Below are 14089 nucleotides of genomic sequence, written 5' to 3' on the forward strand. Positions count from 1 at the left end.
AGAAGCAAAACGTTGAGCGCTTTTGCCAGATCGCCCCAATCAGCCGGACACGCATGAAATACGATAAAGGCACGATTTCCGTCAGCATGGTCGAGGAAACCCTCGCGCTGGCGCGCTCGCGCGGCCTCGACGCGCTGCCGCTTGCCGAAGCCGCCGGCATCGCGGCGCCGATGCTGGCGTCGCCGAAAAGCCGCGTGTCGTCGGCGCAATACGGCGCGCTGTGGGCCGCGATTGCGCGCGCGCTGGACGACGAGTTCTTCGGCCAGGATTCGCATCGCATGAAAAGCGGCAGCTTCATCGCCATGACGCAAACCGCGCTGACCGCGCGCAACGGCGCGCAGGCGCTGGCGCGTGCGGTCGGCTTCATGCGGCTGGTGCTGGACGATCTCGGCACGCAGATTGAAACAGATGCGCAGCGCGTGAGGCTGCGCTTCGTGGAGAACCCCGCTGCCCGAGCGCCGGGCATGTTCGCCTATGCGACCTACTTCATCCTCGTGTACGGCCTGCTGTGCTGGCTGGTCGGGCGGCGCATTCCGTTGCTCGAAGCGCGCTTTCGCTGCGCCGAGCCGCCCGCCGCGCACGAATACCGCCTGATGTTCTGCGATCACATGTGCTTCGACCAGGCCGAGTCGTACGTCGATCTCGCACCCGTGTTTCTGGAACTCCCCGTGATCCAGACCACCAAGTCGGTCAAGCCTTTCCTGCGCGATGCGCCGGGCAGCTTCATCGTCAAATATCGCAATCCCGGCTCGCTCGCGGCGCGCGTGCGCAGGATGCTGCGCGCCATGCCGATGGCCGGCTGGCCCGCCGCCGATCAGATGGCCGAACGGCTGCATGTGGCCGAGGCCACCATGCGGCGGCGTTTGAAACAGGAAGGCTACACGTACCAGTCGATCAAGGACGACCTGCGGCGCGACATCGCGATCGGCGAGTTGCAGGACACCAACCGCACCATCGCCGACATTGCCACCTCGGTGGGCTTTGCCGAACCGAGCGCGTTTCATCGCGCGTTCCGCAAATGGACCGGCATGCGGCCGACCGATTACCGGCCGGCGCGCGCGGATTTCACGCACCGGGCGGAATCGGACTAAGCTGTAAGGAGCAGGCCAGCCTTCTTGTGGGGTATCGGCCCGCGCCAGTCGATACGCTTCGACCGGGCGCGGCAGCCGTCAGCGATGAGCACGTATCCGCGTCTCCCGTTCCGGCAGTCTGGCTCGCGCTTCTCGCTTATCCGTGGCGATATCGTGGGCCGGTTGGTGCGCGGCATGACCGTGCTAGGCATGCTATTGGCGATCGGGTTCGCGTCGTGCGAATCGAATGTGCCGCTTCGCGCCGCCGTCGCGCCCAACGGCGTGGTGGTCATTCCGGTCAACGGGGCGATCAGTCCTGCGAGTGCCGACTTTATCGTGCGCAGCCTGCAGCGCGCCGCCGACGAGCACGCGCAACTCGCCGTGCTGCAACTCGATACGCCGGGCGGCCTCGATACGTCGATGCGGCAGATCATCAAGGCGATCCTCGCCTCGCCGGTGCCGGTCGCCACCTTCATCGCGCCGAGCGGCGCGCGTGCGGCGAGCGCCGGCACTTACATCGTCTATGCGAGCCATATCGCGGCGATGGCGCCGGGCACCAATCTCGGCGCGGCGACGCCGATCCAGATGGGCATCGGCGGCGCCGAGCCGCCGGCGGGCGGTGGAGCGCCGGGTTTGCCCGGCGTCGGCGGCGGTGCCGGCGGGTCGTCCCAACCCTCGGCTTCGGCGCCCACCGGTTCAGCCAGCGCCTTGCCGCTCGACACCCAATCGACCGAGATGCGCAAGCAGGTTCACGACGCCGCCGCCTATATCCGCGGCCTCGCGCAAATGCGCGGGCGCAACGCCGACTGGGCCGAGCGCGCGGTGCGCGAAGCCGTAAGCCTGTCGGCGGCGGACGCGCTCGCGCAGCACGTCGTCGATCTGAATGCGCGCGACGTACCCGACCTGCTGCGCCAGGTGGACGGCCGCACGATCGTCACGAGCGCCGGCAATGTCACGCTCGGCACGGCCAGCGCGCCGGTCGTCACGCTCGAAGCCGACTGGCGCAGCCATTTCCTCGCCGTGATCACCGATCCCAACGTCGCGCTGATTCTGCTCATGATCGGCATGTATGGCCTGTTCTTCGAGTTCGCCAATCCGGGCTTCCTGCTGCCCGGCGTGGTCGGCGCAATCAGCCTGCTGCTCGGCCTCTTCGCCATGCAGATGATGCCGATCAACTACGTCGGCCTCGGTCTGATCTTTCTCGGCATCGCGTTCCTGATCGGCGAGGCGTTTCTACCCACTTTCGGCTCGCTCGGCTTCGGCGGCGTGGTCGCGTTCGTGATCGGCGCGCTGATGCTGATCGACACCGACGTGCCCGGCTACGGCATCCCGCTGCCGATGATCGCCGCCGTGGTCGTCTTCAGCGTGCTGTTCGTGCTGGGCGTGTCGAGACTCGCGCTGCGCGCGCGGCGCCGGCCGGTGGTGACGGGCTCGGAAGCGCTGATCGGCAGTGTCGGCGTGGTGCTCGACGGCGGCCTGCTGCCTGAGACCGCCGCTGCGGACCCCGCGGCCGGTGGCGCGCTGGCCGGCTGGGCGCGCGTGCATGGGGAACGCTGGCGGGTGTCCAGCGTGGCCCCGGTTGCGGCAGGGCACGCGGTGCGCGTCACCGCGCGGCGCGGCCTGACGTTGACCGTGGTGCCCACGGAAGTACGACAACAAGGAGAAATTTCATGATCGGTTTTACATTCGGCTTCAGCAGCATTCTGATTCTGCTGGTGGCCGCGCTAATTGCTTCGTCGATACGGATTTTTCGGGAATATGAACGCGGCGTCGTGTTCATGCTCGGGCGCTTCTGGAAGGTCAAGGGGCCGGGGCTCGTGCTGATCATTCCGATCGTGCAGCAGGTCGTGCGCATGGATCTGCGCACCGTTGTGTTCGACGTGCCGCCGCAGGACGTGATTACGCGCGACAACGTCTCGGTGAAGGTCAACGCCGTGGTGTATTTCCGCGTGGTCGATCCGGAGAAAGCGGTGATTCAGGTGGCGCGTTACTTCGAGGCGACCAGCCAGTTATCTCAGACCACTTTGCGCGCGGTGCTCGGCAAACACGAACTCGACGAACTGCTGGCCGATCGCGAGCAGTTGAACGCCGATATCCAGAAAGTGCTCGACGCTCAGACCGACGCGTGGGGCATCAAGGTATCGATCGTGGAAATCAAGCATGTGGATATCAACGAAACGATGATCCGTGCGATTGCCCGCCAGGCCGAAGCCGAGCGCGAGCGGCGCGCCAAGGTGATTCACGCGGAAGGCGAATTGCAGGCCTCGCAGCACCTGCTGGAAGCGGCGCAAACGCTGTCGCGCCAGCCCCAGGCCATGCAGTTGCGCTACCTGCAAACCCTGACGACGATTGCCGCCGACAAGAATTCGACGATCGTCTTCCCGCTGCCGATCGACCTGCTGAGCGCCGTGCTGGAGCGCTTTAGCAAGCCGTCGGCGCCCTGAACCTCAGGTTTGCCCAGTCCGGTTTGGTTCACTGGGTGAAATGGTGCATTGCCTTCAATCGCCTTACTCGAAATGCCTGTGAAAACTAAAATCTCGAGGTCGTTTTTAACCGCTCCATAGGAGCTCGTCATGAAAATCGTTTCTACTGTTGGACTCGGCGCGCTGTTGGCTGCCGTGAGCATGAGCACCGCGTTTGCGCAGACTTCGGCGCGGCCTTACGACCCGTCGGCGCCGAAAACGCGCGCCGAAGTGCGGGCCGATCTGGCCGACTGGCGTGCCGCCGGCTACGATCCGCTCGACTGGATCGACTATCCGCAGAATGCTCAACGCGCGGGCCGCATCGTCGCGGCGCGGCGGGCCCAGCAGTCCGGCGCGACGATGACACAGTAAGCGCGAGCCACCGCGCGGCATGCGGCGCCGCCTGCGACTGCAATGGTCGTGGGCGAGGTTGGCTCCGCATGCATTCCCGATTTGCTGCGTTCTGTGGTGCTTTACCGCTTTACCGCTTTACCGCTTTACCGCTTTACCGCTTTACCGTTTCGACGCTTCGACGCTTCAACGCTTCAACGCGTCAACGCCTCGCCCCCGTTCCCCGCCTCGCAAATTCACTTGCCGCGCCGCCCTTTGCGCTGGCAAGGTATCATCTCGCCCCTTCGACAACCCCGCTGCCGGAATCCGAACCATGCCAATCTGGGTTGACGCCGACGCCTGTCCGGTCGTGATCAAGGACATGCTCTACCGTGCCGCGCGCCGCACCGGCATGACGCTGACGCTGGTCGCCAATTCGTTTCTGCGCGTGCCGCCCTCGCCGCTGATCCGCGCAATCCAGGTGCCGGCCGGTTTCGACGCCGCCGACGATCTGATCGCCGAACGAGTCGCCGCGGGCGACCTCGTGATCACCGCCGACATCCCGCTCGCCGCCGCCGTGCTGGCCAAGAACGCTCAGGCGCTCGATCCGCGCGGCAACTGGTACACGCCCGGCACGATCGAAGAACGGCTGCGCATGCGCTCCATGCTCGACCAGTTGCGCAGCAGCGGCGTCGATACCGGCGGCCCGGCCGCCTTCAGCGCGCGCGACAGCAAAAGCTTCGCGGGTGAGCTGGACCGCTGGCTGGCACGGCAACGGCCGCAGTCTGATGCGCCGGCGCCACAGTCTCCCGGCGAACCGCCCATCGCATGAGCTTTACGCGGCGGCTCGCCCACACAAAGCGGCACGCCGCCGCCAATCCTGACTACAATCCGCCCGTAACGCCGGCGGCGACGCCGCGCAAGCACCGCTCCAACCACAAAAAAGCTTTCTGAACGACGAGAGACCCGCCTCATGGACTCCATAAAACGCTACTTCGGCTTCGAAGCCGCCGGCACCAACCTGCGCACCGAAGTGCTCGCTGGCCTGACCACCTTCCTCACGATGGCCTACATCATCTTCGTGAATCCGGCGATTCTCGGCGACGCCGGCATGCCGAAGGACTCGGTGTTCGTCGCGACCTGCATCGTGGCGGCGCTCGCCTCGCTGATCATGGGTCTGTACGCGAACTATCCGATCGCGCTCGCGCCGGGCATGGGCCTGAACGCGTACTTCGCGTACACCGTCGTCAAGGGCATGGGCTTCACCTGGCAGGCCGCGCTCGGCGCGGTGTTCATCTCCGGCTGCCTGTTCATGATCGTCACGCTGTTCCGCGTGCGCGAAGTGATCGTCAACGGCATTCCGCATTCGATACGCATTGCCATTACCGGCGGTATCGGCCTCTTTCTCGCGATCATTTCATTGAAGTCGGCCGGCGTGGTGGTCGGCAATCCGGCCACCCTCGTGACGCTCGGCGACCTGCACAATCCGCACGTGATTCTCGCGGTGATCGGCTTCTTCGCGATCGTCACGCTGGACCACCTGCGGGTGCGTGGCGCGATCCTGATCGGCATTGTCGGCGTGACGGTGCTGAGCTTTTTCTTTGGCGGCAACCAGTTTCACGGCATCGTCTCGGCGCCGCCGTCCATCGCGCCGACGCTGTTCCAGCTCGACATTCGCGGCGCGCTGTCGGGCGGCGTGCTGAACGTGATCCTCGTGTTTTTCCTCGTCGAATTGTTCGACGCGACCGGCACGCTGATGGGCGTTGCCAATCGCGCCGGGTTGCTGGTGGAAGGCAAGATGCACCGGCTCAACCGCGCGCTGCTCGCCGACAGCACGGCGATTCTGGCAGGCTCGATGCTGGGCACCTCGTCGACCACCGCGTACATCGAAAGCGCCTCGGGTGTGCAGGCAGGCGGACGCACGGGCGTGACCGCCATCACCGTGGCCGTGCTGTTCCTTGCAGCGCTCTTTTTCGCGCCGCTGGCGGGCGTGGTGCCCGGCTACGCGACGGCGCCGGCGCTGCTCTACGTGTCGTGCCTGATGCTGCGCGAAATGCTCGACCTGCCGTGGGACGACGCCACCGAGGTGGTGCCGGCCGCGCTCACCGCGCTTCTGATGCCGTTCACCTATTCGATTGCCAATGGCGTCGCGTTCGGCTTCATCTCGTATGCGGGCCTGAAACTGCTCACCGGCCAGGCGCGCAAGGTGAAGCTGGTGGTGTGGATCATCGCGGCCATTTTCCTGTTCCGCTATTTCTATCTCGGCAGCGAGTAAGCTCCGCGCCGCACGCTCTCGCCTGGATCGATCACGATTTTATTGATGGTGCCATTCCGGTCAGGCACCGTTTATCATCTGATGATTCATAAAAACGATCGACCAGGTCTCGGGAGCCCCCCTTCATGTCTTACAGCCGCACCTCGGAGCGCTACACGCCGCCCGCCATTTTCTTTCACTGGGTTATGTTTCTGCTGATCGCGCTGGCCTACCTGGCAATCGAGATTCGCGGACCCAAGGGCAGCGACAGTCGCGCGTTCTGGAGTAGCGTGCATTTCTGGTGCGGCACGCTCGTGCTGGGGCTCGCCGCTCTGCGTTTGCTGTGGCGCTTGTGGGCCGGCGCGCCCGCCGAAGTGGATAGCAACAGCGTGCTCGCATTCCTCGCGCGCGCCACGCATCTCGCGCTATACGTTTTTTTCTTCGCGCAGCCGTTGCTCGGCATTCTGATGATCAACACCGGCGGACATCCTGTCACGCTCGCGTGGCTCAATATCAATTACACGCTGGTCGGCGCCGATCCTGTCGCGCGGCCATTGCTCAAAACCGCGCATGAATGGCTCGGCAATGCATTTTATTGGGTGATCGGCCTGCACACATTGGCGGCGCTCGGGCATCACGTGGTGTTCAAGGATCGCACGCTGCGGCGAATGATTTAAGCGCACTCAGCCACTCGCGCTACAACGTGGGCGCGTTCTGAGCTTTGCGTGTTTCGTGCTTTGCGAGTTTCGTGCCGATACCGGCGGCACGCATGGCGTGCAGGCGATTTTGAATGATCGATTAATGCCGCGCGGGTTTCCACACCTTCTGATTCTTGCGCGGCTTTCGATCTGCTTCCGGCGTTGGCCCTAACGTCAGCCGGAAACGCCCTCGATCAATTGCGCCAGTTGGCCTCGTAGAAGCGCACATAGCCGCTTCTGAGCACGAGACATTGCGCCCTCGTTTCCGAGAGCAAACGCCGCGTGGCGGCTTCGATCCGGGCGCGATGCGTGTCGAATGCGCCGACCATGTCTTCCAGGCGCGGCGAGGCGGCGCCGAAGTGGTCTTCCAGTGCCTCAGCCGTGATCATGCATTCCACCCTCTGCCCATCGACCATCGCGGGGAAAGCCAAGGTGAGTTCGCGACCTGAATATTCAGGGGTTTCTTTCGGGAAAAGGATCTGCATGGGAGTTCACCTGGAAGGTAGGTGCTGCGCATGGTCTAGCCGGGTAATGCGCACGCCGGTTGCAACTGGTCGCGTCTCTAGCGCCAACCTCCTTGTCCAATGCTGACGACGCGGGCTCGTCACCTCGCGGCGGCGACGCTGTAGTTCGCGGCCCGCGGAGGTGATTTGATTCACTTTAGACGAGTTCGGGCGCGGCGCAAGTTTTCCTTTTGGTTTGCCTGATTTTGGTGCCCTCCGCGTTTTTTTGAGGCGAGACGTGTGCGCCGCCTCCGTTTTTTCCCTGCCGCGCGCTGCGCGTTTCGTCCTGTAAGATCGGTGTTCGACCGTCTGCGCAGATGTTGCGCTGCGGCATCGAGCGGAGGGCAACGTACCCGCCGTGTCCGTTTCACCGGAGACATGCCTTGACCCAACGTTCTGCCACGCCGCCCGCCGTGGGCCGGCCTGATGTCATCGCGCAGGCGCACGCCCGCTCGCTCGAACTCGGGCTGCGCGCGTCCGAAACGCCGGACTTTCATCCGCTGCGCCGGCCCGCGTTGCGTGAGCTCGTCGATCGCAATCAATCGCTTTATACGCATGCGCTTCCCGTCATGGAAACGTTGCATGCGCAGATTGTCGATACGCAAAGCATGGTGCTGCTCACCGACAATCATGGCGTGATCCTTCACAGCCTCGGCGATAGCGACTTCGTCGAAAAAGCCAATCGCGTCGCGCTGTGTCCGGGCGTCTCGTGGGCCGAGGCGGATCGCGGCACCAATGCGATCGGCACCGCACTAGTCGACGGACAGCCCACTGTCGTGCATGCGGGAGAACACTTCCTGCACGCCAACCGCATTCTCACCTGCTCGTGCGCACCGATTGCCGATCCGTTCGGGCGCACGATCGGCGCGCTCGACGTGAGCGGCGACACGCGCGGCTTTCACAAGCACACGCTTGCGCTCGTCAGGATGTCGGCGCAGATGATCGAAAATCATCTGTTCTCCAATCAATTTGTCGACGCGATCCGCGTTCACTTTCACGCGCGCGCGGAATTCATCGGCACGTTGTTCGAGGGGCTCGCGGCGTTCACGCCGGAAGGCACGTTTCTGTCGGCCAACCGCAGTGCGCTGTTTCAATTCGGGCAGCCGCTGGCCGAGCTTCAACGGCAACCCTTCGACGCGCTGTTCGGAATCGCGTTCGCGCGGCTGTTGCAGCAGATTACGCGCGCACCCGGCGAGACCATTCTGCTGACGCTGCCGAGCGGCGTGCGCGTGGTGGCGCGCGGCGAATACGCAACGCCTCGCTATGTCGCACAGTCGGAAGACCTCGATAGGTCGCGCGCGCCGCTCGCCGGCGGAGCGCGTCATGCGCCGCGCACGGTGGATCCCGCACCACTCGCCACGCTTGAAACGCTCGACACCGGCGACGCGCAAGTCGCCGCGATCCTGCGGCGCGTCGCCAAACTGCGTGGCCGCGATATTCCGATTCTCGTGCTCGGCAAGACCGGCACCGGCAAGGAGTGGCTCGCGCGCGCCATCCATCACGATTCGCCGCGCCGGGCCGCGCCGTTCATCGCACTGAATTGCGCGTCTTTGCCTGAGACCCTGATCGAAGCGGAGTTGTTCGGTTACGAAGACGGCGCGTTCACCGGCGCAAAAAAACGCGGCAGCGTCGGCAAGATCGTGCAAGCCGATGGCGGCACGCTATTCCTCGACGAAATCGGCGACATGCCGCTCGCCCAGCAAGTGCGTCTGATGCGCGTGCTGCAGGAGCGCACCGTCGTGCCGCTCGGCGGAACACGGGCGATTCCGGTGGATCTGCGCATCGTCTGCGCGACCCACCGCAACCTGCGCGCGATGATCGAAGCCGGCACCTTCCGCGAAGATCTGTATTACCGGATCAACGGACTCGTGGTGACTTTGCCCGCACTACGCGAGCGTACCGATCTTCACGCGCTCGTCACGCGCATGCTGGCCTTGCAGCCCGATGGCGAACGCCTGCCGCGCCGCGTCTCAGCCGAGGTGCTCGACCGGTTTGCGCAATGCCGCTGGCCGGGCAATCTGCGGCAACTGGCCAACGTGTTGCGCACCGCGAGCATCATGGCCGAAGGCGCGCAACAGATCGAACTCGACGATTTGCCCGAGGACTTCTTGCAGGATTGCGTCGACGCTACGGCAGAGCAAAGCGTGCAAGCACCGGTAACGCTTGCAGGGTCAAGTTCGGACGACGAAGCCGTTGCCGCGGCGCAAACTCCGGGGCAGCCGGCGTCCGGCAAGATGGAAGCGTGGCAGGCTGCGTTGATTGCGCAAACGCTCGAGCGGCTGGACGGCAATGTGTCGGCGGCGGCGCGCGAGTTGGGGCTGGCGCGCAATACGGTGTACCGGTATTTGCGGCGCGGCGGCACGACGCATTGAGACGGCAACGTGTAAAGTGTGGCGCAATCCGTCACAGACTCACACGATGTCCGACTCTATCCGCCCGCCTCTGGTTCGCGTCGAGCCAATTGGTCAAAGCTTCGAAGCGCCCGATTCGCTCACGATTCTCGAAGCCGCAAGCTTTGCAAATCTGCGTTTGCCGCGCTCGTGCAGGAATGGGACATGCCGTACGTGTATCTGCCGTCTGGTCAGCGGAACAGTCTCGTACACGATCGAATGGCCCGGACTGAGCCGGGAAGAAAAGGCGGAGGGTTTTATTCTGCCGTGTGTGGCAATTGCCGAGACCGATCTTGTTATCGAGGTGCCGGACGCATCAGAAGCCTGAGCACAAAAGCGCCAATTCCATGCATATGCAGAATCTCACGTTCTTCAACTATTAGTGATGGAGCGTGGGTGACGATCTTGAAGCGGTGTCTGATCGTCACCGCCATCTGCGGGTTTTGGCAGCAACTCGCGATAGTCCGATACCGAGCCAAATTCAATATATCGGTATGAAATCCACGCGATCAGATAGGTAATACCCACGTACGCAGCGTAGGTGAAGATCGAGTAAGCGGAAGCCCGGAAATGAGAAATAATGGGTGCGTGCCATAGATAGATGCTGTAGCACATCAGCCCAGACATTTGCAAAGGCCAAATGCTCACCAGGCGCGCGGCCGGTTTGCAGCCAACGAGCAATGCATTGACGGTCAACAGCAAGCCGGCGTCGAACGGTATGTTGAAGAACGCGGCAAGCGGTTCCACGAATGTGCCGCGATACCACAGCGACCAAAGTACTGCCGACGATACGAGAAGCGACACGCCACACAGGAACTGGACTGTCGGCCGCCAAAGCATCAGGCGCCGTGAGAATACCCATGCGCCCAACATGCCGAGAATAAATTCATCAAGCCGGCCAAACAGCGAATCCGATATGAAGTTCAGAACCCGCCGCGGATTCGTTGGGACCACGATCTGACCTGCAAAACGAACGGCGAGTGCCGCAATCATGACGATCACGAGTATCTTGCGCCAGCCGAAGCGGTCGATCGCGATCACAACAGCGGGAAACAACAGCGAAAACCATAGTTCGACACCGAGCGACCAAAGTACCCAATTGATTGACGGAAAAAAAGTCTCCCTGCTGAATATAAATGTCGCCAATGCATACTGAACCAGTGCCCGATACAGCGAGGAATCGTCAAGCTGATAGTGCGTTGTGAAGAGGAGGAGAAACAACGACGCCGTGTAATACAGCGGTAACAACCGCCGCGCTCTATGGCCGTAAAAGCCGAACAGCGATCGAAGTCCGTTGAACGACCGTTGGCCGGTTGCGTACGGAAGATACAAAACGAAGCCGGAGAGAAAGAAAAAGAGGTTCACTCCTAGCCATCCACTGGATCCGAGCACGGTCGACGGAGTTAGGGTGACGGATCCAGCCGCGTTAAAGAAAACCGAAAATGAGTGGTGAAATACCACTGCAATGATCGCGATTCCGCGCAGCCCGTTTAGAACGGGAAGTCGTTTCATTTGCTTGCCAAGGGTAGGCAAACATCTTACCAGTAGTTACCAGGCCCGAAAGAATCGAAGATCCGTCAGATATGGAAACGTTCTGCATTCTTCCATGCGGTCGAAACGAATGCTTTGCCGCTACCTGCCACCTGCAATCCATGGAGGAGTCCGATCACTGCCGGCGCGCCTGTTGCTGAAATATCGTCCGTGAGCATCACACATTTGCGCGCGGCAAAAACGCTCCGCACGAGGGCTAAACGCGCGTGTCGGGCGTGCTTTAGCCTATTTGAAGGGCGGCGCATGTGTGGCTCGGAAACACACTCATGCCGCTCCTCGCAAGCCTTAACGCCCGCTGCCCATCGCCCGGGCAATTTTCTTATCGGTGTTGTACTGGCTCAGCGCATACACCGACCAGATCGCGGCCGGAATCCAGCCGATCAGCGTAATCTGCAGGATCAGGCAGATAATGCCCGCGAACGGACGGCCGATCGTGAAAAACTGAAACCACGGCAGAATGATGGCAAGCAGTAGACGCATTCAGATTCCTGTTGTTGGTTATGCCTGATCGATCGGCGCGAAGCGCGCCACTTTGGCGCCGTCCACGTCGATCAGTTCGAAAAATACCGAAGCCGGACGCGTCCAGATCGTACCATTGGCGGCTTTGTACACGATCATCGTGACGGTCGGATCCGACTCGAGCGTGGCCTCGCAAACCAGTTCGTAAATCCCGCCTTTGTAGTGCCGGTAACGCACCATTCGCATCCTCCCTGAATTGAAAAAACGCAGCGCTTTCGCACGGCAACGGTCGAACCGTCAGCCGCCCTCTTTCATCTGCTTCAGAATCTTGTAGACGGTGGCGCGCCCCATCGTCAGCACGGCGGCCACGTAGTTCGCGGAACTGCGGCCGCGAAACGCGCCTTGTGCGTGCAGCGCCTCGACGATTTCCCGCTTGTGTTCGCGCGTGAGCGCATTGATGCCGATCTGCCGTTCGCGCAGCCACGTATGCAGGTACGTGTTGATGCGGTCCTGCCAGTCGTCGCGGAACAGTTCTTCCGCGGGCGCGTCGCTCAGGTTGCCGCCCTTGATGAACAGATCGAGTGTGGAACGCACATCTTCGAACACCGCGATATTGAAGTTGATGCACAGCATGCCGGCCGGTTTGCCGTCGTCGTCGAACAGGATGTTGCTCACGCAACGCATGCGCCGGCCGTCCCAGTTGAGCTTTTCATACGGCCCGATCGTCTGGCCGCGCGCCGCGTAATGGACTTCGTCCAGCACCGACGGCCCGCCCACCTCGAGCTTCGACAGGTTGTTCACGAGGTACGCGATGGTCTGGTCGCGCAGGTCGTGAATCACCACTTCGGCGCACGGATAGAACAGCGCCGCGATGCCGTCGGCAATGGGAGCGTAGCGCTCGAGCAGCAGGTCTTTCACAGGAGACACGTTTGGGTTGCGCATTGGGGAATCGCGGTGTTCAAGGGATGCGGCAACTCGCCATTGTAGCCACCCCGCCGCGCCGCGGCGACCGCGGCGGCGATCACGCCCTCAAAAAACGGGCGCGGGCGCCGGCCTCTCGACGCCGCCCTTTCGCGCACGGCGAATTTTGTCCGCTTGGCGAGCGATTTTTTTTCGTGCGATAAAAGGCGTATCTATTTCACGGAGCAACAGATGGCCACGCTCGAAGCGTTTCGCGCCGTGCTCGATGACGAAGGCACGCCGGAGATCATCCGCAATCACATCATCGATTCGCTGCAATACACGCTGCGCAATCACGGGCAAATTTTCACGTCGAAGGAAGTCGAATGGCTGGCCGGCTGGGATGACGCCCGCATTCCGCTCGCGGCAACGCGCGAGCTGCAGAAGCGCGTCGCCGAAACATCCCGCTGAAGCAAGACCCTGTTGATCGTTCAGCGCGCGCCACGACGGCGCAACCCTTCACCCGGCGTGCCGCTCATGGCGAGGCACGCCGTGCGCGAGCGCCGCGTCGCGCGCGAGGCCCCGCCGGCTGGGCGGTTCACCCCTGCGTGGAACTTTTTGCTATCCAATTAGCCCCATTTAGTGCATCATATTGGAATAGCTGTATTCCGCATTCGTAGTTCCGGCGTTTCCTGGCAAAATCGCAGCATCATCGCGGGTTGAACCTCAGGCAATACCGGGCAGGCTCAAACCGGCATCTCCGCACCACCCCCGACTGTTCGACCGCCGCCTGCTGGCGGTCCCGTCACTCCGGCAATGCGTCGCATGCATTCGCCGTCGCGAGCTGTGCAGCTGAGGGTTCATTCACGCGCCCGATGTCCGTGCGACATCAGCGTGTTTCTTCTCCATCGAATCCGCGATTTTGCGCGGCCGCGCTCAAGCCCTTGTCATCGGGCCTGTGCCAAACTTTTTCCATGGCGGCGCGCCTCAAGGTGCTGCGCTGCCCGGCCGGTCTTGCCGCGCGTAACACGCGTGACACGCCGGCCACGTAATACAGGACACAAGCTTCATGAATTCAGCAGTCAAGACGTACAAGGGTTACGAAATTCACCCGCTCGTCTATCCGCGCCGCCCGGCGGACGGTCAGACGAGCCGCAATCCGGACGCCGGTTACGACGCGTCGGTGCGCATCTGCCGCGTGGGCGCCAGTGCGGCCGCCGACGGCCGTGTGTTCCGTCTGCAGTACCTGTTTCCGTTCGACGGCACGGGCAAGGCACGCATTGCGTGCATGGCGCATGCCGAGCAACTGATCGACGGCCGTGTAGACGGCCAGTCCGTCGCCGATCTTTGAGCGGTACTATCAGCATATAGGCTGATGCCGCAGGACAGCGGGCTCGAAAAACCCGCTATCGCCCCAATCTGATGTTGTGCTGCCCGGCGTGGGCGACCAACACCCCTTATCCCATCGACCA

General features: G+C 62.7%; 16 protein-coding genes. 11 read left to right on the forward strand and 5 right to left on the reverse strand.

Annotation, left to right across the window (positions count from 1 at the left end; genetic code table 11):
* Positions 1-53 precede the first annotated feature (53 nt).
* The 7 genes from P0D70_RS08690 to P0D70_RS08720 all read left to right on the forward strand — a co-directional run bounded on the left by P0D70_RS08690 (position 54) and on the right by P0D70_RS08720 (position 6793).
* The gene (locus P0D70_RS08690) at positions 54-1091 is read left to right on the forward strand and encodes an AraC family transcriptional regulator (protein ID WP_091807757.1); all 1038 of its coding nucleotides are present in this window, start codon (positions 54-56) and stop codon (positions 1089-1091) included.
* An 84-nt stretch (positions 1092-1175) separates the two neighbouring features.
* Positions 1176-2744: an NfeD family protein gene (locus tag P0D70_RS08695; protein WP_408184124.1), complete on the forward strand. Its 1569-nt coding sequence runs from the start codon at positions 1176-1178 to the stop codon at positions 2742-2744.
* Entirely contained in the window at positions 2741-3514 is a 774-nt protein-coding gene (locus P0D70_RS08700; RefSeq protein WP_408184125.1) for a slipin family protein, read from the forward strand. Before P0D70_RS08695 ends, P0D70_RS08700 begins: the two co-directional genes overlap by 4 nt.
* A gap of 129 nt (positions 3515-3643) precedes the next feature.
* On the forward strand, positions 3644-3904 hold the full coding sequence (locus P0D70_RS08705; protein WP_408184126.1) for a DUF4148 domain-containing protein: 261 nt from the start codon (positions 3644-3646) through the stop codon (positions 3902-3904).
* 292 nt (positions 3905-4196) lie between these two features.
* Positions 4197-4694, forward strand: coding sequence for a YaiI/YqxD family protein (locus P0D70_RS08710; RefSeq protein WP_091807752.1), 498 nt, complete (start codon positions 4197-4199; stop codon positions 4692-4694).
* Between the two features lie 141 nt (positions 4695-4835).
* Complete coding sequence (locus tag P0D70_RS08715; RefSeq protein WP_091807750.1) at positions 4836-6137, forward strand: NCS2 family permease; 1302 nt, start codon at positions 4836-4838, stop codon at positions 6135-6137.
* Between the two features lie 125 nt (positions 6138-6262).
* Positions 6263-6793: a cytochrome b gene (locus tag P0D70_RS08720; RefSeq protein WP_408184127.1), complete on the forward strand. Its 531-nt coding sequence runs from the start codon at positions 6263-6265 to the stop codon at positions 6791-6793.
* Between the two features lie 215 nt (positions 6794-7008).
* On the opposite strand, the gene P0D70_RS08725 is transcribed toward P0D70_RS08720, so the two are convergent.
* Entirely contained in the window at positions 7009-7299 is a 291-nt protein-coding gene (locus tag P0D70_RS08725) for a DUF1488 family protein (protein ID WP_091807746.1), read from the reverse strand.
* Positions 7300-7700: 401 nt separating this feature from the next.
* Here P0D70_RS08725 and P0D70_RS08730 point away from each other — a divergent pair, with 401 nt between their 5' ends.
* Together P0D70_RS08730 and P0D70_RS08735 are read left to right on the forward strand one after the other, a co-directional pair.
* Positions 7701-9689 carry a sigma-54-dependent Fis family transcriptional regulator gene (locus P0D70_RS08730; RefSeq protein ID WP_408184128.1) on the forward strand — a complete coding sequence of 663 codons (1989 nt, stop codon included), beginning with the start codon at positions 7701-7703 and terminating at the stop codon, positions 9687-9689.
* A gap of 46 nt (positions 9690-9735) precedes the next feature.
* Complete coding sequence (locus tag P0D70_RS08735) at positions 9736-10035, forward strand: 2Fe-2S iron-sulfur cluster-binding protein (RefSeq protein WP_408184129.1); 300 nt, start codon at positions 9736-9738, stop codon at positions 10033-10035.
* 44 nt (positions 10036-10079) lie between these two features.
* On the opposite strand, the gene P0D70_RS08740 is transcribed toward P0D70_RS08735, so the two are convergent.
* The 4 genes from P0D70_RS08740 to P0D70_RS08755 form a co-directional block, all read right to left on the reverse strand.
* Positions 10080-11219: an acyltransferase family protein gene (locus P0D70_RS08740; protein ID WP_408184130.1), complete on the reverse strand. Its 1140-nt coding sequence runs from the start codon at positions 11217-11219 to the stop codon at positions 10080-10082.
* A gap of 324 nt (positions 11220-11543) precedes the next feature.
* Complete coding sequence (locus tag P0D70_RS08745) at positions 11544-11738, reverse strand: YqaE/Pmp3 family membrane protein (protein ID WP_012427516.1); 195 nt, start codon at positions 11736-11738, stop codon at positions 11544-11546.
* 18 nt (positions 11739-11756) lie between these two features.
* The gene (locus tag P0D70_RS08750; RefSeq protein ID WP_091807742.1) at positions 11757-11957 is read right to left on the reverse strand and encodes a DUF1653 domain-containing protein; all 201 of its coding nucleotides are present in this window, start codon (positions 11955-11957) and stop codon (positions 11757-11759) included.
* A 57-nt stretch (positions 11958-12014) separates the two neighbouring features.
* Complete coding sequence (locus P0D70_RS08755) at positions 12015-12659, reverse strand: helix-turn-helix transcriptional regulator (protein ID WP_091807740.1); 645 nt, start codon at positions 12657-12659, stop codon at positions 12015-12017.
* A 210-nt stretch (positions 12660-12869) separates the two neighbouring features.
* Between P0D70_RS08755 and P0D70_RS08760 the strand changes: the two genes are divergently transcribed.
* Together P0D70_RS08760 and P0D70_RS08765 are read left to right on the forward strand one after the other, a co-directional pair.
* Positions 12870-13088 (forward strand): hypothetical protein, encoded by a 219-nt coding sequence (locus tag P0D70_RS08760; protein ID WP_091807738.1) that lies wholly within the window; start codon positions 12870-12872, stop codon positions 13086-13088.
* Between the two features lie 598 nt (positions 13089-13686).
* Positions 13687-13968, forward strand: a complete 282-nt coding sequence (locus tag P0D70_RS08765) for a hypothetical protein (protein WP_091807736.1) — start codon at positions 13687-13689, stop codon at positions 13966-13968.
* Positions 13969-14089: the final 121 nt, after the last annotated feature.

Origin of the sequence: Paraburkholderia sp. RL17-381-BIF-C, assembly GCF_046026435.1 — a bacterium.
Taxonomy (GTDB): domain Bacteria; phylum Pseudomonadota; class Gammaproteobacteria; order Burkholderiales; family Burkholderiaceae; genus Paraburkholderia.